The organism is Halobacillus sp. ABH2_015 (assembly GCF_056158945.1).
Window position 1 is genome coordinate 2,252,722 of sequence record NZ_JBSWUG010000002.1, and the last position, 21,908, is coordinate 2,274,629.

Below are 21,908 nucleotides of genomic sequence, written 5' to 3' on the forward strand. Positions count from 1 at the left end.
TTAACCGCACTCGGGAATAGCGTTCAGCACGATCATGCAGCGTGTTTTACAGCCGGGAACACGCCTCTCTGTCCATGAATAAAGCACCTACTCGTTTCCTTCATCGTTTTCTTCGTTCAAAAAGTCTACGCTAAGCGTAATTATAGGGAAGTGTACTTCATCTGTCAATATGGAGCCTTCCAGCCCGTACTTCATCGATAATCACCTTCAGACACGTCAAAACCGGCACAGCCAGAATCAATCCGGGAATCCCTGCGATCTCCCCTCCCAGTAGAAGGGCGAAGATGATGAACAAAGGGTGGGTGTGGATACTCCGGCCCATAATGTAGGGTGATAATAGGTTCCCTTCAATCACTTGAATCAGGATGACAACGAGAAGGGTAAGGAGCAGGCTGTTCACCGACACGGTTACAGCGACCACAACAGCAGGAACAGCCCCGAGGATCGGACCGAAATACGGGATGATATTGGTGAGGCCCGCAATCAATCCGAGAACGAGCGGATAAGGAAGATCGATCAGCCAAAAACCAATAGCTGCCAGCACACCGACAACAAGACTGATGAGCAGCTGCCCCCGGATGTAGCCGCCAAGCGAGTGATTCAGCTGTACAGCCAGACGCCCGGCTTCCCTGTGCCACGTTCGCGGAAGCAAGGTGAGTAAATACCGTCCGATCATTTTGTAATCCTTCAAAAAATAGAAGGTCATCACAGGAATAACAGCAAGCAGCAGAATCATATTGAAAAGACCGCTGATTCCGGTAAAAACCGTCATCACTTTTTGACTGATCCATCCTTCAAAAGCTTCAAAACGCTGATCCAGTTTTTTATGAATCCCGTCCGGCAGCCGCTCGGTCTGGGCATACCACTCCTTCGTCCAGCCTTGATACGATTCCACAAGAGCTGGAAGATGCTCATTCAAAAGCTTCAATTGATCCAGCAGCCTCGGGATCCCTTTATAAAGTCCATAGCTCGCCAACGTAAAAAAAGCCAGAAAGATGACCAGAATGGCTATAGGCCGGGGAACACCGGTTTCCTCAAGTCCATGGACCAGTGGATGAAGCAGGAGCGAAAGCACGAGGGCCGCAGCAAAAGGGAGAAGAACCTTCCCGATCACTGCCAGCCCCTGCTCATAATAAGGAAAAAGCCAGGCCAGAAGCAGCAGGGACAACAAGGTAATAAAGAAGATGGTTAATCGTTTGAGCCACTTGGAAGAACGCTCACCCATGAAACATCAGGATCCCTGTTGGTAAAAGATATCATTCAGAGAACTGAGACTGCCATCCTCTTCGATCTGGTTGATATTGACTTTCCCATCCTCGACTGAAAGCTCCAGACAGCAGTTCCAACAGTAATACTGTTCACTACCGATTTTTCCCAGGTTTTTATTGTTACAATTCGGGCACCGCATAGGACATACTCCTTTTTTTACCCTTCAGTATGTCCTCATCACGGAAATTCATACCCCGCCGAGCACGTCCTTCACCCAGCGGATTCCTTCGTCCACTTCTTCGGGTGTTGGATTCACGTGCGGCGTATGTTCGAATATGAAGTATTTCCCCCTGCCTTCACCAAGCATCTGCAGCATTGGCTCCATGTCATACGCCCCATTCCATTTCCCTTTGTCCGGATGAAGCGGAATCCAGAAATACTTGTCTTCGATATAACAGACATTGTGAAGGTGTACGACAGACGTAAAAGGCAGGAGAGGCTCCACATACGCGCGCCAATTCTCCCCTGCCGCCATCCGGTAGTCTCCAAGATCGACACAGATATCCAGATCATAACGCTTCCACAGTTCAACAGGAAACCGCCACAGGTATTCCATCCCTTTACCTGAACGGTTCCGGCCGAGCTTGGGCTCACAGACAATTGGCAGAGCATAGGTTTCTTTCAATCTATGTAAAAATTTTAACCCTTCTTCGATTTTTTGAGAAGGGCTGGTTGAGGTTCCCGCAAAATAGGGAAAATGAACAAGCACATAGGCCGCCCCGTGCGCAGCAAGGCGGGCGACTTCCTGCTCAAATGCCTGCCTGGCCTGCTCCGGGTCCACAGCGACATGTTCAATCAAGTCGTACTTGCTCCTTCCCCTGATTAAAGGGGAGTGGATGCCGAAGCTTTCGAGGTGATGATCGTCGGTCATCTGCCTGAACGTCTGATAGGAGGCATCATCCGGGAATTCACCAATTTCGACATGGTCCAGGCCTCGTTCAAATAAAAAAGAAAGCTGATCCGGATCGGATAATATCGTACTTCCTGACAGTCCTAATCTATGATTCAATGCAATCCCCTTCCTACATAAAGTCATAAGGAGACAGCTGCTCTTCTTCCTCTTCGGGCTGGATCTCAGGTGTGCTCTGTTCCTGCAGCTTGTCTTTAAGTCTTGTATACCGCGTATTCGTATCGGTCGTCCGGACTCCATCTAAAAAGGCGTCTTTGTCCCCGCAGATGATCAGGGACTGTTTGGATCTTGTAATCGCCGTGTAGAGCAGATTTTTACGCAGCATCCGCCGGTAGCTCCTCACGACGGGAAGAATAACGATGGAAAACTCACTGCCCTGCGACTTATGAATCGACGTACAGTAGGCATGCATAATGCTGTTCAATTCCTTCTTAGGATACACAACTTCCTTCCCGTCAAAATCTACGACAACCTGTTCGACACCATCTACGTTTTCCTCCTCGCGGAAAATGGCCGCTACTTCCCCGATATCGCCGTTGTAGACACCATCATCCGGCTGGTTGACAAGTTGGATCACCTTATCACCTTTACGGTAAGTCACTTCAAAATGCTTTAAATCACGCTTCTGCTTCTTTTGCGGGTTCACTGTCTGCTGGATCGTTTCATTGAGCTTATGGATCCCGACATCGGTCCGGTACATCGGGGCGAGCACCTGGAGTTCCTTCGCATCGATGCCTTTATCCATGGCTTTTTTTACAATGTTCGTTACAAGGTCGGCCAGCTGGTGTTCTTTGGCCGGGATAAAGTTGAAATCATGTTCTTTTTGAAGCGACGCCTGGGTGCACGCATCATTTTTAATCTCATGGGCCAGCTGGATGATTTTGGACCCTTCCTTCTGTCTGTACACTTCGGTCAGTTTGGAAGAAGGCACCTGCTCAGAAGCCAGTAAATCTGCGAGCACCTGTCCGGGACCGACAGAAGGCAGCTGATCTTCATCTCCTACGAGAAGGACCTGCATGTCGTTGGGAATGGCACGGAAAAGCTGGTTGGCCAGCCAGATGTCCACCATTGAAAATTCATCCACGATCAACAGCTTTCCTTCCAATGGATTGTTTCTGTTCCGTTCAAAGGAGTCGTGACCATCCCATCCAAGGAGGCGGTGAATCGTACTCGCCGGCAGTCCCGTCGATTCGGTCATCCGTTTAGCCGCCCGTCCTGTCGGGGCAGCAAGAATGAACGGAAAAGTCTTATCCCCGTTGTAATCCTCCGGGTCCACCGTTTCCTCGTTCAAGGAAGCATACGTATGGATAATTCCTTTAATTACAGTGGTTTTTCCCGTTCCCGGCCCGCCGGTAAGAATCATCAACTTGGAGGTAAGAGCTTTTTCGATGGCATTGAACTGATCTTCCCCGTAGCTCATCGCCTCTTCCTCTTCCAGATCACCGATGATCTTCATCAAGTCCGCCTGCGTGTGTGTGACTTCAACCTCTTCCTCCATGATCCGCTCGATGTGACCGCGGAAGCCGTTCTCTGCAAAATAAAGAGAAGGAAGATAGAGACGGTCATCTTCGATGTAGATGAACTTATCTCCGCCAAGGTGGATGATCTGCTCAGACAGCTGATCGAAAGTGATGGCTGTGTCAGACCCATGGTTCAACAGGCTCTCCACCTGGACAAGACATTCCTCCGTTGGAAGATAGACGTGGCCGGCACTCATGCTTTTCTGCATCACATACAGACATCCGGCCCTTATTCTCGTGGGGTGGTCGTAGGAGAGGTTCTGCATCCGTGCCATCTCGTCCGCCCGGTGGAAACCGAATCCTTCTACGTGAAAGACGAGCTGATAGGGATCCTCTTCAATAATGGAAAGCGTCCGATCCTTGAACGCTTCATAGATTTTCTGAGAAAGCTTCAAACCGAAACCGTACTGGGACAAATGAATCATGACGTGCTCAAATCCCTGATGCTCTTTCAAAGCCTCATAAAGCTGATCCGCCCGTTCCTTCGGCAGTTTCGGAACTTGATCCAGCACTCCCCTGTCCTCGAGAATACGGCTGACCGCTGTTTCACCAAGGGTCTCTACCACCCGTTCGGCGGTTTTTTTACCAATCCCGTGAAACAGGTCACTGGAAAGATATAAGATGAGGCCGTCCTTTGTTTCAGGAAGCACCCGGTTATACATTTCCACTACATACTGCTTCCCGAATTTCTTATGATCTGTGAATGATCCGTGGAAGATATAGGTCTCCCCTTCTTCCAACGGTGAGAAATGCCCTTTGATGACGAGCGTTTTTTCTTCAAAGGCCTCATTCGTCTCCTTCACGTTGATAGAGGCGATGGAAAAATGCTCCGACTCGTTGTGAAAAATCATCCGATTGAGCTCCCCTTTAACATAGGGACGTTCTTCTTCATTCATTTCGCTAAAAAAGGATTGTTGAGTCATATCCATCGTTCTCCTTCGTTCTTACTCGTTTAACGCCTGTTCCACCTGGCTTTTCGCATGAGCGGCGAGCATGTGCTCGGGATTGATCTCCAGTGCCTGTCGGAAATGATCCAGGGCTTTATGGGCATCTTCCTTATGAAGCGCCGCTACGCCCAGGTTATAATGGGCATCACTATGCTGTTCCTCCAATTGTAGCACATGATTCATCACCTTTTCAGACGCATCGATCTGTCCGTTCTGTGCGAGACACAGCCCATACTGGAACTGAACATCCACGTCTTCCGGAGCCAGTTCAGCTGCCCGTAAAAGGTAAGGCAGAGCCAGTTTGACATACTCCTGATGAATGAAGGTCATGCCGAGCATAAAGTGAACATCGGCTTCCTCCAGACCGTTTTTCACAGCAAGAAGGAACTGCTCCTGCGCTTTCGTATATTTTTCCTGCTCATAGTAAGCATTGCCAAGACCATAATAAGCGGTGGCTGCCGTTTCATCGATTTCAATGGCTCGGTTGAAGAAGCGCACGGCCCTTTCATTATCGTTCATATGCATCAAGAGGTTTCCGAAGTTGATATACCCGACCGGCTCTTTCGGATTTTCATCGATGGCTTCTGTGAAAAGCCTCGCTGCCTCTTCATAATTGTGGTTCTGCATTTCCTGGATCCCCTGTTTCAATTTATCCATGTTATCCACTCCTTTTCCAACGTTCATTTTAATACGAATTCCATAAAAAAGTCATGCCCCTCCCAAGATGGACATGACTTTTTTTATTATCCTACATAATTGAGGGCTGTATCCTTTTTCAATACTGTGTCAATGGTGGCACCACCAAGGCAGACATCCCCATCATAGAAAACGACGGCCTGACCAGGAGTGATTGCACGCTCTGGTTCGTGGAATTCCACTTTCCAGTTACCATTTCCGGCCGGATGCACGGTCACACGGCTGTCATCCTGGCGGTAACGGAATTTTGCTGTACACTCGAACGGAGCTTCCGGTGCTTTTCCACTCGTCCAGTTCGCTTCTGAAGCCATCAGACCATCAGAGTAGAGCGCATCATGGTGGAAGCCTTGTCCGACGTAAAGAATGTTAGCTTCTACATTCTTCCCAACGACGAACCATGGATCACCGGCGCCGCCGATTCCAAGCCCTTGGCGCTGTCCAAGCGTATAGTACATCAGACCGTCATGCTGGCCTTTCACTTCTCCATCCAAGGTTTCCATACGTCCCGGCTGTGCAGGGAGAAATTCACTTAAGAACTCTTTGAAGTTCCGCTCCCCGATGAAGCAGATGCCGGTGGAATCTTTCTTCTTGGCTGTTGCCAGATCATTTTCCTCGGCGATGGCACGCACTTCTTTCTTATCGAGGTGCCCGAGCGGGAACATGACTTTAGACAATACATCCTGGGACAGCTGATTCAGGAAGTAGGTTTGGTCTTTGTTGTTATCTTTCCCGCGCAGCATTTCATACTGTCCATCATTTTCACGTACCTGCGCGTAATGGCCGGTAGCCAGGTAATCGGCCCCAAGCGACATGGCGTGATCCATAAACGCTTTGAACTTGATTTCTTTATTACACATGACGTCCGGGTTCGGAGTCCGGCCTTTTTTATATTCATCAAGGAAGTAAGTAAATACTTTATCCCAGTATTGTTTCTCAAAATTCACGGCATAATACGGGATGTCCAGCTGGTTACAGACACGGATCACATCCTCGTAATCCTCTGTTGCTGTACAGACGCCGTTCTCATCTGTATCATCCCAGTTTTTCATAAAAATACCCACAACGTCATACCCCTGCTCTTTGAGCATCAAGGCCGCCACGGAAGAGTCCACTCCTCCACTCATACCGACGACGACGCGCGTGTCTTTCGGTTCTTTCATTATCTTTCACCTTCCTTAAATCAAGCGAGACGCTTGATGATCTGGCTGATCTTCTCAGCCGCTTCTATCACGTCATCCTCATTATTAGCCAAACCAAAACTGAAGCGAATCGAATTTGTCGTTTTCGGATGACCGGTTCCGAACATAGCTGTCAGCACGTGGGAAGGCTCTACAGAACCTGCTGTGCAGGCACTTCCACTCGATGCAGCAATCCCGGACAGGTCGAAATTCGTAAGCAGCGTTTCCACGTTCATTCCTGTAAAACTGATGTTCACAATGGAAGCCGCTGTTGTTTCTTCCTTTCCGTTCACTTCAAACGCTACTTCTTGATCCTTCAATGTCTGGATAAAGCTTCTTTTATAATGAAGATACTTTTCCTGATACGTCGAACGATTGGCTTCCATCACTTCAATCGCCGCCTGAAGCCCCCGAACCGCCGGCACATTTTCTGTACCCGCCCGGCGTTTCCGCTCCTGCTCTCCTCCGTACTGCTGGGAGGAAAGAACGGTACCCTCCTTCACATAAAGGAAGCCGACGCCTTTAGGTCCGTTGATTTTATGACCGGACACAGCAAGAAGATCTACACCGAGTTCCTTCACATCCATCTCCATCAACCCGTAGGCCTGTACGATATCGGAGTGAAAGTAAGCCTGATGGTCTTTTAACAATTCTGCTGTCTCTGCAATCGGCTGGACAGCCCCTGTTTCATTGTTGACCATCATGATTGAAACGAGGATGGTATCCTCCCTTAATGCCTGTTTGATGTCCTCAAGTTGTACGAGGCCGTTTTCATCAACAGGGAGGTAGGTCACATCAAAACCTTCGGTTTCTAAAAATTCGACTGCATGTAATGTAGCATGATGTTCAATCGAAGTGGTAATGATATGACTTCCCTTAGCTTTATTGGCGCGGGCCGTTCCGATGACAGCCAGATTATCCGCCTCCGTACCGCCGCTTGTAAACACAATTTCCTTTTCATCCGCATTCAGACTGGATGCCGCTTTACGACGCGCCTTGTCCAGGATGCTTCTTGCTTTCCTTCCAAACTGATGAACACTGGAAGGATTCCCGAACGTCTCCTGATAGACAGGCACCATCGCCTCCACCACGTCTGGATGGACAGGTGTCGTCGCTGCATGATCCAAATAAATGGATTTCATAGAGTTCCCTCCCATGAATCAAATGTAAAACATGTAGGCGTCCTGCGTCTGGTCGTCTACATGATCTTTTAAGTCTTCCAGGGTTGTCGTATCCAGCACATCTTTGACGGCATCCCGGACTCTTTTCCATAAGGCCTGTTTGGCAGGCTCCTCATTTTCTATGCCTTCCACAGGAGTGATCGGTCCCTCAAGGACACGGATGACATCCCCGGCAGTAATTTCGTGCGGGGCTTTGGTCAGCATGTAGCCACCGTAAGCTCCGCGGACACTTTTCACCAAGCTGGCATTCCTTAGTGGAGCAATCAGCTGCTCCAGATAGTGCTCGGACAAATCATTATCCCTGGCAATCTGTTTCAGGGAAATCGGACCGTCCCCGAACTTTCTTGCCAGTTCAATCATAATGGTCAGCCCGTAACGGCCTTTCGTAGATATCTTCATATAGTTCACCCTTCATTATTAAAAACTGCAGCCATCTTTTTGCATGAGGCAGTGTGTATCCTACAAATGTACCCAGGAATAAAGCAATGAATACAGTCCCTGCTCCAACAGGGCCACCCAGAAGAAAACCAAATACAGCAATGATGATTTCTATTCCATTCCGGACATTCGATACCTTCCATCCGGTTTTCTCAGTAATCAACAGCATCAGACTGTCTCTCGGACCTGCTCCAATTTCAGGAGCCACATAGATTCCGATACCAAGAGCAGTGACAAAGATTCCTGACACAAATACAAGAAGCTGCATCCATAACATGTGAGGTTCGGGCAGCAGCCAATTAAAGAAATCAATAAATACACCTATAAAAACCATATTTAAGATGGTCCCGATCTGCGGCCATCTTTTCTGAAGTACGGAACTTACAACGACAATGAAAAGACCGGCGATAATGGACCATGTCCCAACTGTCAGACCCAGCTGCAGGAAAAGGCCGTAGTGAAACACGTCCCATGGACCGATCCCGAAGTCCTTGACCTGCATAGTCATTGAAATGCCCATTCCGAGGATGATCAATCCCATACAAAAAAAGCTCCAGCGAAGCCACAGGGCACGCTTTTTATTCGTGGTCGATTGCACGGCCATCCTCCTCTCTCTATTATACCAAACGCTATTATAGCATGGATGGCAAGTCCCTTGCATTTTATGTGCAATCATTCTACGCTTACATTTATCACCCCTTAAAGGAGAATGAACCATGAGTCAGCAACCTCTTGCCTACCGGATGCGTCCGGAAGATATTCATGAAATCATCGGGCAGTCCCACCTCGTTGATGAGGGAAAAACGATCAACCGAATGGTCAAGGCCGGCCGCCTGGCTTCGATGATCCTGTTCGGACCGCCCGGGACAGGTAAAACATCGATGGCAACGGCCTTAGCCAAGAGTCTACGTATTCCTTTTAAAATGTTGAACGCTGTTACAGATAAGAAAAAAGATATGGAGGCTGCTGTCGAAGAGGCAAAAATGCACGGCCGGCTCGTCCTTATCCTTGATGAAGTGCACCGCCTGGATAAGGCGAAGCAGGATTTTCTGCTTCCCCATCTGGAAAATAACCGGATTACCTTGATCGGTTGTACAACAAGCAACCCTTATCATTCCATCAACCCGGCCATACGCAGCCGCTGTCACCTCTTCGAACTCCAGAAATTGACGATGGATGAAATTAAACAGGCCCTTACCCGTGCGGTAGAAGACGACGGGAAAGGGCTCGGGCATTTATCGATTGAAATCAGCGACGACGCACTCGATCATCTGGCAGGGGCTTCAAACGGAGACCTACGCTCAGCTATGAACGGCTTGGAACTCGCCGCCTTCTCCACACCGGAGAACAACGGAACCATTTCCATTGATCTTGAAGCCGCCGAGGAATGTATGCAGAAAAAAAGCTTTTCCCACGATAAGAATGGAGATGCTCATTACGATGTTTTGTCAGCCTTTCAAAAATCAATCCGGGGCAGCGATGTCAACGCATCCCTGCATTATCTCGGCCGTTTAATCGAAGCAGGTGACCTGGACAGCATCGCCAGAAGACTCGTTGTTATCGCTTATGAGGACATCGGTCTGGCCAATCCACAGGCAGGCCCAAGAGCACTCGCAGCCGTCGAAGCAGCGGAACGGATCGGTTTTCCGGAGGCGCGGATCCCTTTATCGGTAACCGTCACAGAACTCGCCCTGTCACCAAAGTCCAACAGCGCTTATAAAGCACTGGATGCCGCGTTATCTGATATCCGTAAAGGAAAAAGCGGCGATGTTCCCGCTCATTTAAAGGATGCGCATTATAAAGGAGCAGAGGCACTGGGACGTGGAATCGGATATCAATATCCACATAACTATGACAATGCCTGGGTCGATCAGCAGTATCTGCCGGACACATTGAAAAATAAGCGGTATTATGAACCGAAAAAAACCGGAAAATTTGAACAGGCTCTGGAGCAGGTATACAGCAGGATTAATAAACAGCGGACCACCTGAGTATATTCCTGCCTTATGTTGGCTACACTACTACTAAATCTGACAAACTATTACCTTTTCAATTAGATTTAGGAGTGATGAAGATGCCTAAAGTAAGGCAGGATGCCTGGTCTCATGAAGATGATTTACTTTTAGCGGAAACAGTGCTGAGGCACATCAGAGAAGGCAGTACACAACTGAAAGCTTTCGATGAGGTCGGTGATCTGTTGAACCGGACGTCTGCAGCCTGCGGGTTCCGCTGGAATGCTGAAGTCCGCCAGAAGTACGAACAGGCGGTTGAACTGGCAAAAAAACAGCGCAAGGAAAAGAAAAGGAAAGAGGCCAAAGAACAGCAGGCGTATCAGAAACCTCAGCCGGCCGCTTATTACCCGCCTTCTCCTGATCCGGAAGATTTCAGACTTCCAGATCAGGAGAAGGCAGAACCCGCTCCCCCTTCGATGGCTCTCCAGGAAGAGATCGGCTTGAACGAAGTCATTCAATTCCTTAAGGAGCTTCAGCAGGAATCTTCCGGCCAGACGGATGTTCAGGCCCGCCTCGATGAATTGGAGAAGGAAAATCAATCCCTTTCCGAGCAGAACACGCAGCTTCATAGAAAGCTGGAATCCGTGACAGAAGATTATCAGGCCTTGATTCAAATTATGGACAGAGCCAGAAAAATGGTTATGTTCGATGAATCTGAACAGGAGTACAAGCCGCAGTTCCGCATGGAAAAGAACGGGAATCTCGAAAATATCGCCAGATAAATACAAAAGAGGAGCTCTCTATTCAGAGAGCTCCTCTTTGTGCATAAAAAAACCAATCCCAATCGTGCCGTTGCATCATGAGTTTTGAACCCGCTCCAGGCAGGTGGGTGCCCTGTTCCACATTTCTTGCGTCCTCCCATCAGTGATGGTTATGAGGCGTGCATTCCATGTGGAAACACCAGGCTCCCGTATCAAAAATGTTCGGTCAAAACGTACATTCGAACAACGTACACATCAGGATTGGTTTCTTTAATTTTGTAAATTCATCTTAGCATATTTACATGAGCTTATCAAGAATGAAGATGAAAATTTACTGGTCAGACTTTAATGTTTCCGACGGCTTCAGTTGAAGATGAAGTTCATCCAGCTGAGCTTCACTGACCGTGCCGGGAGCTTCCGTCAATAGATCGGACGCAGAGGCCGTTTTAGGGAACAGAATGGTATCCCTCAAGTTTGTCCGTCCGGCAAGAAGCATGACAAGACGGTCAAGACCAAAGGCAATTCCCCCATGTGGAGGCGTCCCATATTCCAAAGCTTCAAGCAGGAAGCCGAATTGCTCTTCCGCTTCTTCCCTGCTGAATCCAAGCACATCAAACATTTCATTCTGCATTTCTTTTTCATAAATACGAAGGGAGCCTCCACCAAGCTCATATCCGTTAAGCACGATGTCATATGCTTCTGCCATCACATCACGAGGGTTCTTTTTCAATTCCTCCAGATCCCCGCCGGCAGGCATCGTAAACGGGTGGTGAGCTGCGAAATAGCGGCCGGCTTCTTCGTCATATTCAAATAGCGGCCAGTCCGTCACCCATAGGAAATTGAATTTTGTTTCATCAATCAGATCAAGACGGCGGGCTAGCTTTTGACGCAGCGCACCGAGGCTGTCCCAGACAACATCTGTTTTATCTGCAACGAACAGAAGCAGATCCCCGTCTTCAGCCTGAAGCTTCTCACGGATGGCCCCGGCTTCTTCTTCGGCGAAGAATTTAGCAATTGGACCGTTGAATTCCCCGTCCTTCACTTTCAGCCATGCCAGTCCTTTCGCTCCGTACACTTTGACGTCTTCGGTCAGCTTATCAATATCTTTTCTGGAAAAGGCATCCGCCTGTGCCTTCACATTGATGGCGCTGACCTGTCCTCCGGATGCTACTGCACTATGGAAGACTTTGAATCCGGAATCCTTCACAACGTCTGAAAGATTGACCAGTTCAAGTCCGAACCGGGTGTCCGGTTTGTCTGAACCAAATCTTTCCATCGCTTCTGTGTAGGGCATACGTACGAACGGCGTCTCAATATCAAGTCCTTTGACTTCTTTCATGACGCGCTTCATCATACGCTCTGTCATGGCCATGATATCCTCTTTAGTCATAAAGGATGTTTCAATATCCACTTGAGTGAATTCGGGCTGACGGTCGGCACGAAGGTCTTCATCACGGAAACAGCGTGCAATTTGATAATATTTTTCAAAACCTGAAATCATCAGCAGCTGTTTAAATAACTGAGGGGACTGCGGCAGCGCATAAAACTCACCCTCATGTACACGGCTCGGAACAAGGTAGTCACGGGCCCCTTCCGGCGTGCTCTTCGTAAGCATCGGCGTTTCCATATCCAGAAACTCCTCTTCGTTAAGGAAGCTGCGGATGGACTGGGTCGTCTGGTGACGCATTTTGAACGTTTCCTGCATTTCTTTTCTTCTAAGATCAAGATAACGGTATTTCAAGCGGAGGTCCTCAGAAACCTCGGACTGCTCTTCGATCATGAATGGGGGAGTTTTAGCCTTGTTAAGGATCGTCACTTCCTGGGCAGCGACTTCAATTTCCCCAGTTCCAAGATTCGCATTGACCGTCTTAGGATCACGTGCAACCACATGCCCCTTGACTTCCAGGACATACTCACTTCTTACGTCTTCCGCTGTCTTGAGAGCTTCTGCGGATGTTTCAGGGTTGAATACCACCTGTACCAGTCCGGAACGATCGCGCAGATCAATGAAAATTAAACCGCCCAGATCCCGACGCTTCTGCACCCAGCCTTTTAAAGTAACTTCCTGTTCTAGATGTTCTTTGCGGATCGTTCCGCTTTGAGTTCGTGTCATCTTACTTTCCTCCTGCCATCTGTTCTTTCATATATTCAATCACCGAACCAAGTTCGATTTCCTTCTGTTCACCTGTGGCCATTTCCTTCACATTGATGACCCCGTTTTCGAGTTCCTGTTCTCCCAGCACGAGTACGTATTTCGCATTCAACCGATCCGCCGACTTGAACTGGGCTTTCATTTTCTTACCCAGATAATCCTTGTCGACTTGAAGGCCGGCCAGACGCATGGCATCGGCAAGACGGACCGCTTCGACCTGTGCTTCGTCGCCAAGAGCTACGACATAACAGTCCAGGTCCTCATCGACAGGCAGCTCAACACCTTCAGCCTCCAGAGCCATCAGAAGGCGTTCAATGCTCATTGCAAAACCGATGCCGGACGTTTCCGGGCCTCCGACTTCCTGGACAAGCCCTGTGTAACGGCCGCCTCCGCTTAATGTCGTAATCGCACCGAAGCCTTCTGCTTCACTCATGATTTCAAAAGCGGTGTGATTGTAATAATCAAGACCGCGTACAAGATTCGGGTCAATGACATATTCAATACCCATCGCATCCAGGTAACTTTTCACTTTCTCAAAGTAATCTTTAGAATAATCATTTAAGTATTCCAGGATGGAAGGAGCCGTTTCCATGGCCGGGTGATCCTTGTCTTTTTTACAATCCAGCACACGCAGCGGATTTTGATCAAGGCGTACCTGACAATCGGAACAAAGCTCTTCACGATGCGGATCGAAGTGACGGACAAGCGCCGCCCGGTGAGCTTCACGGCTTTCTGCATCCCCAAGACTGTTCAATACCAGCTTCAAGGAGGAGAGGCCGAGTTCCCTGTAGGAATTCAAAGCAAGGGACAGTACTTCTGCATCGATCGCCGGATCGTCGCTTCCGAGTGCTTCAATGCCGAACTGAACGAACTGGCGCATTCTTCCCTGCTGCGGACGCTCATACCGGAACATCGGCCCCATGTAGAAGTATTTGGACGGCTGGTTCGGCAGGCCGTATATTTTGTTCTGGACGTAAGCACGGACTACAGAGGCGGTGCCTTCCGGACGAAGGGTAATACTCCGCCCCCCACGGTCTTCAAAGGTGTACATTTCCTTTTGTACGATATCTGTGCTGTCGCCTACTCCCCGCTGAAACAATTCCGTGTGTTCAAAAATCGGGGTTCTGATTTCTTTATAATTATAGCGGCGGCACAAATCCACCAGCTTCTGCTCTACGTACTGCCATTTTTCTGATGTACCCGGCAGGATGTCCTGCGTACCTCTCGGTGCATTGATCGTCATTAAAATTCCTCCTGTCATTTCAACCATTTTTTCCCACAAAAAAATCCGTCCCTTTTCCTGTTACAGAAAAGGGACGGATTTAACCGCGTTGCCACCCTGATTGGAGCTTCCTGCAGCTCCCGCTCAAAACAGTTAACGCCTGTGTACGTCTATGCCTACTCTAAGGATTTCGACATAGAACCTAAGGAATGTCTTTCGCCTGCACGTGACGGGGGGATACTTTCAGCCTATGGTATTCCCTCTCTGTCCGCATGGGTGCTGATTACTTTTTCCCTCAACGGTTTTTTCGTTTCATGTTAGAATTGATTTCTATCATATATTCTCCTTTCCACTTATGTCAAGTTGATGCTTCGATAAAAGTATGAAAAAAATTCACAAACTTTGAAGGATAGAAGAGCCTTTTGTCGAATAGTGAAAGGAGCTTATAGAAACAGGAGGTGGGAAAATATTGAAAAAAGGACTTTTTCTTATTGTCTTTTTATTAGCAGCTTTCAGCATGCTGGAAGCTGAAAGCAGGACGGTGCATGCGGAGCAAGCCGTCATTCAGGTGGATTACCTGAACGTAAGAACAGGTCCTGACACAAGCTACAACCGGATCGGCCAGGTGCATGCCAACGAGACGTACACCATCGTCAAGAAGCAGAACAACTGGCTGAAAATCAACTGGAATGGAAAAACCGGGTGGGTGGCTGAATGGCTTACCACTGTAAAGAAGGAAACCTCACAGGCTTCCGGTACGTACTATTCCAAGTATGATTACTTAAGGATCCGCTCTTCGGCGGGACTGGACGGAAAAATCAAAGGGTACTTGATGAAGAATGATGTCGTAACTCCGCAGAAATCCAGCGGAAAATGGGTGTATATCCAGCACGGCAGCATCAAAGGCTGGGTGCATGGGGATTATCTTGCCCAGAAGAAATCATCCACGTCTTCATCCGGGAACTCATCATCCAATGAAAGTTCCGGCAGTCAATCAGTTATTGGAAAAATTGAAGTGGACACACCGGTCCTGAATGTCCGCAGTCAAAATTCAACAAAAGGGACCATCCTGACGCAGATTAAAAAAGGCGAGGTTTATGAATACATAAACGAAAAGGATCGCTGGTACCAGATCAAGTGGGGGAACGGCCGGACAGGCTGGGTGGCCGGCTGGCTCGTCGATCCTGTGAGCGGAAACAGCTCCTCAGGGACGACAGCCGCGGATGCAGCCGTCACTCTGGACTACAACTACACCAATATCCGCAGTGGTCCATCGACAGGATATAAAGTTGTAGGACAGGCTCATAAGGGCGATCAATTTGATGTCATAGCAGAAGAAGGACGCTGGTATAAGATCAAATTCAACGGCAGTACAGCCTATGTCGCCGGATGGATTGTTACAGAAACAACAAAAGGTGCCCAGCACACCAATTATTCTTCAGGATCTTTGAAAGGAAAAACGATCATGCTTGACCCCGGTCACGGCGGGCGTGATTCCGGCGCCGTAGGAAGAGCCGGGAGTTACGAAAGTGATTTGACATTGAGTACCGCTCTTATTTTGAAGAAGCAACTGGAGCAGGCCGGCGCGGACGTCCTGATGACAAGAAGCAGTAATGAATATGTCGCTCTATCAGCGAGAACTTACTATTCCAACGCTTCCAGTGCTGACGCATTCATCAGTCTTCACTACAATAGTGCTCCTTTGTATATTTCAGCAACCGGATTGAATACGTACTATTATCATTCCAAAGACAAAAAACTTGCCTCAGCACTTCAGGCAGGCATGGTCCAAAAAACGGGATTGAGAGACCGCGGAATTAAATACGGCAACTTCCATGTGATCCGCGAGAACCAGAAACCATCTGCACTATTGGAGCTTGGCTTCATTTCAGATGCCCGTGAAGAGCAGACCGTACGTACATCCTCCTACCAGCAGAAAGTCAGCCAGGGGGTTGTCCAGGGACTTATTCAATATTTTAAATAAGCCGGACTTATAACAAAACAAAAACAGCTGCGGGAACGATTCCCGCAGCTGTTTTTTTATCGTTCTTTACTATCCAGAATAAGAGTGACAGGTCCTTCATTCGTTAACTGCACATTCATCATCGCTCCGAAAGAACCGGTTTCCACCTGCACACCCTGATCCATCACCATCTTATTAAAGGACTCATAGAGCTGAGCGGCTGCATCGGGCCGGGCAGCCCCCATAAAGTTCGGCCGGCGGCCTTTACGCGTATCCCCATACAACGTGAACTGGGAGATGGACAGCATCTGCCCTTCGACGTCCTTAAGAGAATGATTCATTTTCCCGTTCTCATCTTCAAAGATCCTCAAATGAGGAATCTTATCTGCTAAATACCGGGCGTCTTCCTCTGTATCTTCATGTGTAACCCCAAGCAGGATTACGAGACCACGCTCGATCCTTCCAACCGTTTCATTTTCAACAGTAACAGAAGCATCAACCGCACGCTGGACAACGGCTTTCATCTTCTATTCCCCTTTTTACTGCATAACACGGCGTACCGTGTATACTTCCTGTATTTGTTTGATCCGTTCTACGATCTTCCTTAGATGATTCGTGTTCTGAATTAAAATCGTAATGTGGATGGTCGCCATTTTATTCCGGTCTGATTTACCCGAAACAGCAGTAATATTGGTTTTCGTTTCATTGACCGCCTGGAGCACTTCGTTCAACAGGCCTCTCCGGTCGTAGCCCCAGATTTCCAAATCGACATGATACTGTTTGGAATCGGTGACCGATGTCTCCCATTTCACCGGTAGAAGACGTGTCTGTGCTTCCTCTGCATGCACGTTCGGACAGTCGGTACGGTGAACCGACACTCCACGCCCTTTGGTAATATAGCCGATGATATCGTCACCAGGTACCGGGTTGCAGCACTTGGAAAGCCGCACTAACAGGTTGTCGACACCTTCCACTCGGACACCGGAATCCTTCTTCCCTTTTCTGGAAGGCTTCTTGATTTCCGTTGTGCTTACATCAGCCAGGGTCTGTTCAAGATCCTGCTCCTTCTGCTTCTGCTTCCTTATCTTCTCCGTAAGTCTGGTCGCAATCTGAGCGGCAGTTATGCCCTGGTACCCGACAGCAGCAAACATATCTTCTTCATTGGCAAAATTGAACTTCTCAGACACTCGGTTCAAGTTGTCCTGCGTATACACATCTTTCGGTTGAAGACCGAAGTTCCGGATTTCGCGCTCCACAAGCTCTTTCCCTTTGGACGTGTTTTCGTCCTTCTGCTGCTTTTTGAAGAACTGCTTGATTTTGTTTTTGGCCTGAGATGTCTGGGCCAGCTTAATCCAGTCTTTCGAAGGGCCGTACGCATGCTTGGACGTCATAATTTCCACAATGTCGCCGGTTTTCAGTTCATAGTCCAGCGGCTCCATTTTTCCGTTGACCTTGGCGCCGATCGTCTGATTCCCCACTTCTGTGTGAATACGGAAAGCAAAGTCTACGGGGACAGAGCCGGAAGGAAGTTCTATGACGTCGCCCTTCGGTGTGAAGACATAGACCATGTCGGAAAAGAGGTCGACTTTCAACGATTCCATAAACTCTTCGGCATCATGGGTTTCACTCTGCCACTCCAGAATCTCACGGAACCATGTCAATTTCTCTTCAAACGATTGTCCGGATACCGTCTGCCTGCCTTCCTTATAAGCCCAGTGAGCGGCAATTCCGTACTCGGCAATTTCATGCATTTCATGGGTGCGGATCTGAACCTCCAGCGGGTCACCTTTCGGGCCGATCACCGTTGTATGAAGGGACTGGTAGAGGTTTGGCTTCGGCATAGCAATGTAATCCTTGAAACGGCCGGGCATCGGTTTCCAACAGGTATGGATGATTCCAAGAACTGCGTAACAGTCCTTTATGCTGTTCACGGTAATTCTAACGGCTAACAAGTCATAGATTTCATTGAACTGCTTGTTCTGAAGCACCATCTTCCGGTAGATGCTGTACAGATGTTTCGGCCTTCCGTTTAAATCAGCACCAATGTTCACATCGTCGAGCTGTCCACGGATTTCATCGATCACTTCTTCGATGTAATGCTCCCTTTCGTTCCGCTTCTGCTTCATCAAGTGAACAATCCGGTAATACTGCTGCGGATTTAAATACCGGAGCGCTGTATCTTCCAGCTCCCACTTAATCGTCGAAATCCCAAGGCGGTGGGCAAGCGGAGCGAAAATCTCCAGCGTTTCATTGGATATTCTCCGCTGTTTTTCAGCTGGAAGGTGCTTCAGTGTTCTCATATTATGCAGGCGGTCAGCCAGCTTAATAAGGATGACACGCATATCCTTCGCCATAGCTACAAACATTTTCCTATGGTTTTCCGCCTGCTGAGCTTCTTTGGACTTGTATTTGATTTTACCTAATTTGGTAACGCCATCGACAAGCATGGAAACCTCTTCATTGAAAGCTTCTTCAATCTGCTCCAGTGTAATATCCGTATCCTCCACGACATCGTGAAGGAATCCCCCTGCAACCGTTTCGGGATCCATTTCCAGATTGACCAGTATCCCTGCAACCTGAATGGGGTGGATAATATAAGGTTCACCGGATTTGCGGAATTGACTGCTGTGCGCTTCTTCTGCGAACGCATAGGCACGGCGGATAAAAGCCAGGTCCGACTCGTTTAAATACTGACTCGCCTGTTCTATGACCTCTTCAGCAGTTAGAACTGTATCTTTCGCCATTCAATCACCCTGATTCCTTTAAGACTTTCTAAAGTTATTTGTCATCATTATCAAAAAAAGCACCCTCTTTGTAAAGTCATACACTTCAAGCGCTTGTAAAACAAAGAGCGCCCTAAAGAAAGGGCACTCTTTTCTATTAATATTGCATCAATGTCAATACGTCATTGTTTTTCAATTTTTCACGGCCATTCAAATACGTAAGTTCAATTAAGAACGCGCATCCGGCTACTTCTCCACCCAGCTGCTCAACAAGGTCGATGGTCGCTTCAATCGTTCCACCGGTAGCCAGCAGGTCATCAACAATCAAAACACGCTGACCAGGCTTGATGGCATCCTTGTGAATAGTCAGGACATCTTTGCCATATTCCAGACCGTAATCCACTTTGATGGTTTCACGAGGGAGTTTCCCTTCCTTACGTACCGGCGCAAAGCCGATTTCAAGAGCATAGGAAACCGGGCATCCTACGATGAAGCCACGCGCTTCCGGACCTACGACAATATCAATTTCCAGCTGTTTCGCGTACTCTACAATCTCATCAACAGCGGACTTGAAGGCAGGACCGTTATCCATCAATGGGGTGATGTCCTTAAACTGGACGCCTTCTTTCGGCCAGTCCTGTACGATTGCAATATGTTCTTTATAATCCATTAACTACTTCCTCCTTGACTTGCTTCGAACGTTGGTTCAGATAGCGGTCGAACCATTCCTTCAATTCTTTATATGTGGAATAATATAGCGTTTGTTCCATTTTCAACTGTTCTTCGCGTTCGATATAAAGCGAAGATTCGCGTAAATCTTTTTGAGATGGTTCGGATTCAACCGTTAAAATCCCATCTTTTATTTTAACAAACTGAAGTTCAAAAAACACCTCTGAAATAAATTCCACCATGGATCGGTCCCAGCCTTTTCTTCCGGCCAGAAGATCCGCTTCTTTTTTCATGTCAAAACGGCCGCGCTTCAACAGCATACCATAAAACCATTTGAAGTGGTCCCGTGACGGCCATGTTTTTAGGAAGGTACTCTCTTCCAGGTGATAACAGGCATACACCTTTTTCACTTGGACGGCCTCCAGCATGGATGTCAGTTCTTTCATTTCCCGCGGCAGATCAAGAATCAGAAGGCCGTCCCACGAAGATTCATCGATGACCTGTTCCGGTTTCAGAACGGGGAGGTCGAACGGAGCTGTCTCTTTATCTTGAAAACTAACAGCCCCATACTTTTCCCTGGGAGGGACAGCTATATTTTTTTCAAGATGCCTGGACCCGCGGTGATCAAAAAGCTGCCACTCTGACACGCTGATATCCCTGATCATGACCTGAAGGTTTTTCCGTCCATTCCACTCATTGACACCCAGCTCCCCGACAAAATCAATAACAGCATGCGGTGACAGCTGTGTATACAAATCTCCAAGGCCAAAAGCAATGCCGTCCACTTTTACCTGCTCACCTTGGAATTGAAATTTCAGATGGTTTTTCTTACTTCCTATCAACCGTACTTCTTTAGGGGTATGCTTGAGATGAAACAAAGGCTTAGGGTTACCCATACCGAACGGCCGGAGCTGATCAATTTCTTCAATCTGCTTCAAAGAGACATCGTCCACGGCTACTGTGGTTTCTATGTCAAGCACCTGATGGTAATCGTCTGCAGACAGCTTTTCCCTTGCAATACCGATCAAATCGTCTCTCAAGGCATCCAGCTGATCCAGTTCTACGGTCATTCCCGCTGCCTGGGCATGTCCACCGAAATGAAGGAACCGGTGACGGACTTCCATACAATTGGTAAACATATCAAAGGCATCGATACTACGGGCCGAACCTTTGGCTACCCCTTTTTCGGAATCAATGCCAAGAACGATGGCGGGCCTGTCAAACTGACGGACAAGCTTGGAAGCTACAATACCGAGCACACCCGGGTTCCAGCCTTCCTTGGCTACAACGATGACTTCATCAGCCACGCCTTGTTCATTCACAACCATCTCTTCTGCCTCTTTGGCAATGGCTGCGACGATTTTTTGACGCTCCTGATTCAACTGGTTGATAAAACCGGCTGTTTCCTGAGCCTCTTCCAAACTTTCGGACAACAGAAGGTCAACCGCCGGAGCAGCGTCCTGGAGACGGCCGACAGCGTTGATTCTCGGGCCGATGGTGAAACCGATCGTTTCCTCATCCATCTCCCCTTCAATCGAGCAGACATTACGGAGAGCCTGAATTCCCGGCCTTTTGGACTGGGAGATCGCTTTTAGACCAAAGTAGGAAAGGACACGGTTCTCATCAACAAGAGGGACAAGGTCCGCAATGGTGCCAATGACCACAAGATCAAGAAAATGCTTCGGACATTCTCCTAAAAGAGCGTGAGCGAATTTAAAAGCAACGCCGACGCCTGCCAATTCCTGAAACGGGTAATCCGCCGAGGTTTTCGGATGGACGATGGCAAACGCATCCGGCAGGGTTTCCTGCACTTCGTGGTGATCGGTAATAATTAAATCCAGCCCCAGTTCTTTAGCAAACGCCGCCTCTTCGACAGCAGCAATTCCTGTATCGACAGTTATAATGACGCCGTACCCGGAATCGAAGGCAAATTGGAAGGCGTCCTTGTTCGGACCATAACCTTCTGTGAAGCGGTTGGGAATATAAAAGTCGCATTCCACGCCAGCCTCTCTCAGCGCCTCAATCATAAGCGTAGTGGAACTGACCCCGTCTGCATCATAATCGCCGAACACAAGAACAGGCTCCCCGGCTGAGGCAGCCTCTTTCACGCGTGCAACAGCCTTTTCCATCCCTTCCATCAGAAATGGATCATGGAGTTGTTCAAAAGACGGGTGCAGGAAACGCTGTTCCGCTTCCGGCTCAAAAATCCCCCGCTTTTCCAGCAGTTGTTTCGTAAGCGGCGTCAGCCCGCCCGGGCGGCTGCTTCTATCTCCCTGGACCGGATCGTTATATGTAATTTTCCATTTCATCTTACTTTCTATCATAAG

At 48.3% G+C, this 21,908-nt stretch carries 18 protein-coding genes, 1 other RNA gene and 1 other annotated feature; of the genes, 3 read left to right on the forward strand and 16 right to left on the reverse strand.

Going from position 1 to position 21,908, the window contains the following annotated elements; all coding sequences use genetic code 11:
* Positions 1-157: 157 nt before the first annotated feature.
* From ACXAD6_RS12035 to ACXAD6_RS12075, 9 genes are all read right to left on the reverse strand, one after another.
* Positions 158-1,225, reverse strand: coding sequence for an AI-2E family transporter (locus tag ACXAD6_RS12035; protein ID WP_474969065.1), 1,068 nt, complete (start codon positions 1,223-1,225; stop codon positions 158-160).
* A 6-nt stretch (positions 1,226-1,231) separates the two neighbouring features.
* Positions 1,232-1,408: a hypothetical protein gene (locus tag ACXAD6_RS12040; protein ID WP_474969066.1), complete on the reverse strand. Its 177-nt coding sequence runs from the start codon at positions 1,406-1,408 to the stop codon at positions 1,232-1,234.
* A 48-nt stretch (positions 1,409-1,456) separates the two neighbouring features.
* On the reverse strand, positions 1,457-2,278 hold the full coding sequence (locus ACXAD6_RS12045) for a sugar phosphate isomerase/epimerase family protein (protein ID WP_474969067.1): 822 nt from the start codon (positions 2,276-2,278) through the stop codon (positions 1,457-1,459).
* Positions 2,279-2,291: 13 nt separating this feature from the next.
* The gene (gene recD2, locus ACXAD6_RS12050; protein ID WP_474969068.1) at positions 2,292-4,622 is read right to left on the reverse strand and encodes an SF1B family DNA helicase RecD2; all 2,331 of its coding nucleotides are present in this window, start codon (positions 4,620-4,622) and stop codon (positions 2,292-2,294) included.
* A 21-nt stretch (positions 4,623-4,643) separates the two neighbouring features.
* Positions 4,644-5,303 (reverse strand): tetratricopeptide repeat protein, encoded by a 660-nt coding sequence (locus ACXAD6_RS12055; protein ID WP_474969069.1) that lies wholly within the window; start codon positions 5,301-5,303, stop codon positions 4,644-4,646.
* Between the two features lie 86 nt (positions 5,304-5,389).
* Positions 5,390-6,502 carry a tRNA 2-thiouridine(34) synthase MnmA gene (gene mnmA, locus ACXAD6_RS12060; protein WP_474969070.1) on the reverse strand — a complete coding sequence of 371 codons (1,113 nt, stop codon included), beginning with the start codon at positions 6,500-6,502 and terminating at the stop codon, positions 5,390-5,392.
* A 20-nt stretch (positions 6,503-6,522) separates the two neighbouring features.
* On the reverse strand, positions 6,523-7,662 hold the full coding sequence (locus tag ACXAD6_RS12065; RefSeq protein WP_474969071.1) for a cysteine desulfurase family protein: 1,140 nt from the start codon (positions 7,660-7,662) through the stop codon (positions 6,523-6,525).
* A gap of 18 nt (positions 7,663-7,680) precedes the next feature.
* On the reverse strand, positions 7,681-8,100 hold the full coding sequence (gene cymR, locus ACXAD6_RS12070; RefSeq protein WP_027955302.1) for a cysteine metabolism transcriptional regulator CymR: 420 nt from the start codon (positions 8,098-8,100) through the stop codon (positions 7,681-7,683).
* On the reverse strand, positions 8,054-8,737 hold the full coding sequence (locus ACXAD6_RS12075; protein WP_474969072.1) for a YczE/YyaS/YitT family protein: 684 nt from the start codon (positions 8,735-8,737) through the stop codon (positions 8,054-8,056). The genes cymR and ACXAD6_RS12075 overlap by 47 nt, the downstream gene beginning before the upstream one ends.
* A 118-nt stretch (positions 8,738-8,855) precedes the next feature.
* Here ACXAD6_RS12075 and ACXAD6_RS12080 point away from each other — a divergent pair, with 118 nt between their 5' ends.
* Together ACXAD6_RS12080 and ACXAD6_RS12085 are read left to right on the forward strand one after the other, a co-directional pair.
* Positions 8,856-10,130 (forward strand): replication-associated recombination protein A, encoded by a 1,275-nt coding sequence (locus ACXAD6_RS12080; RefSeq protein ID WP_027955300.1) that lies wholly within the window; start codon positions 8,856-8,858, stop codon positions 10,128-10,130.
* A gap of 83 nt (positions 10,131-10,213) precedes the next feature.
* The gene (locus ACXAD6_RS12085; protein WP_474969073.1) at positions 10,214-10,873 is read left to right on the forward strand and encodes an RsfA family transcriptional regulator; all 660 of its coding nucleotides are present in this window, start codon (positions 10,214-10,216) and stop codon (positions 10,871-10,873) included.
* A 51-nt stretch (positions 10,874-10,924) separates the two neighbouring features.
* Here ACXAD6_RS12085 and ssrS read toward each other — a convergent pair.
* The 3 genes from ssrS to hisS all read right to left on the reverse strand — a co-directional run bounded on the left by ssrS (position 10,925) and on the right by hisS (position 14,247).
* Positions 10,925-11,117, reverse strand: a non-coding RNA gene (ssrS, locus tag ACXAD6_RS12090) — 6S RNA.
* Between the two features lie 66 nt (positions 11,118-11,183).
* On the reverse strand, positions 11,184-12,965 hold the full coding sequence (gene aspS, locus ACXAD6_RS12095) for an aspartate--tRNA ligase (RefSeq protein ID WP_474969074.1): 1,782 nt from the start codon (positions 12,963-12,965) through the stop codon (positions 11,184-11,186).
* A gap of 1 nt (position 12,966) precedes the next feature.
* Positions 12,967-14,247 carry a histidine--tRNA ligase gene (gene hisS / locus ACXAD6_RS12100; protein WP_474969075.1) on the reverse strand — a complete coding sequence of 427 codons (1,281 nt, stop codon included), beginning with the start codon at positions 14,245-14,247 and terminating at the stop codon, positions 12,967-12,969.
* Between the two features lie 66 nt (positions 14,248-14,313).
* Positions 14,314-14,534 (reverse strand) — a binding site (T-box leader).
* 161 nt (positions 14,535-14,695) lie between these two features.
* Between hisS and ACXAD6_RS12105 the strand changes: the two genes are divergently transcribed.
* The gene (locus ACXAD6_RS12105; RefSeq protein ID WP_474969076.1) at positions 14,696-16,210 is read left to right on the forward strand and encodes an SH3 domain-containing protein; all 1,515 of its coding nucleotides are present in this window, start codon (positions 14,696-14,698) and stop codon (positions 16,208-16,210) included.
* Between the two features lie 56 nt (positions 16,211-16,266).
* Here the strand turns inward: ACXAD6_RS12105 and dtd are convergent, their stop codons facing one another.
* The 4 genes from dtd to recJ all read right to left on the reverse strand — a co-directional run bounded on the left by dtd (position 16,267) and on the right by recJ (position 21,905).
* Entirely contained in the window at positions 16,267-16,713 is a 447-nt protein-coding gene (gene dtd / locus ACXAD6_RS12110) for a D-aminoacyl-tRNA deacylase (RefSeq protein WP_474969077.1), read from the reverse strand.
* 15 nt (positions 16,714-16,728) lie between these two features.
* Positions 16,729-18,933, reverse strand: coding sequence for a RelA/SpoT family protein (locus tag ACXAD6_RS12115; protein ID WP_474969078.1), 2,205 nt, complete (start codon positions 18,931-18,933; stop codon positions 16,729-16,731).
* A 136-nt stretch (positions 18,934-19,069) separates the two neighbouring features.
* Entirely contained in the window at positions 19,070-19,582 is a 513-nt protein-coding gene (locus ACXAD6_RS12120) for an adenine phosphoribosyltransferase (RefSeq protein ID WP_027955293.1), read from the reverse strand.
* Positions 19,572-21,905 carry a single-stranded-DNA-specific exonuclease RecJ gene (recJ, locus tag ACXAD6_RS12125; protein WP_474969079.1) on the reverse strand — a complete coding sequence of 778 codons (2,334 nt, stop codon included), beginning with the start codon at positions 21,903-21,905 and terminating at the stop codon, positions 19,572-19,574. Before recJ ends, ACXAD6_RS12120 begins: the two co-directional genes overlap by 11 nt.
* Positions 21,906-21,908: the final 3 nt, after the last annotated feature.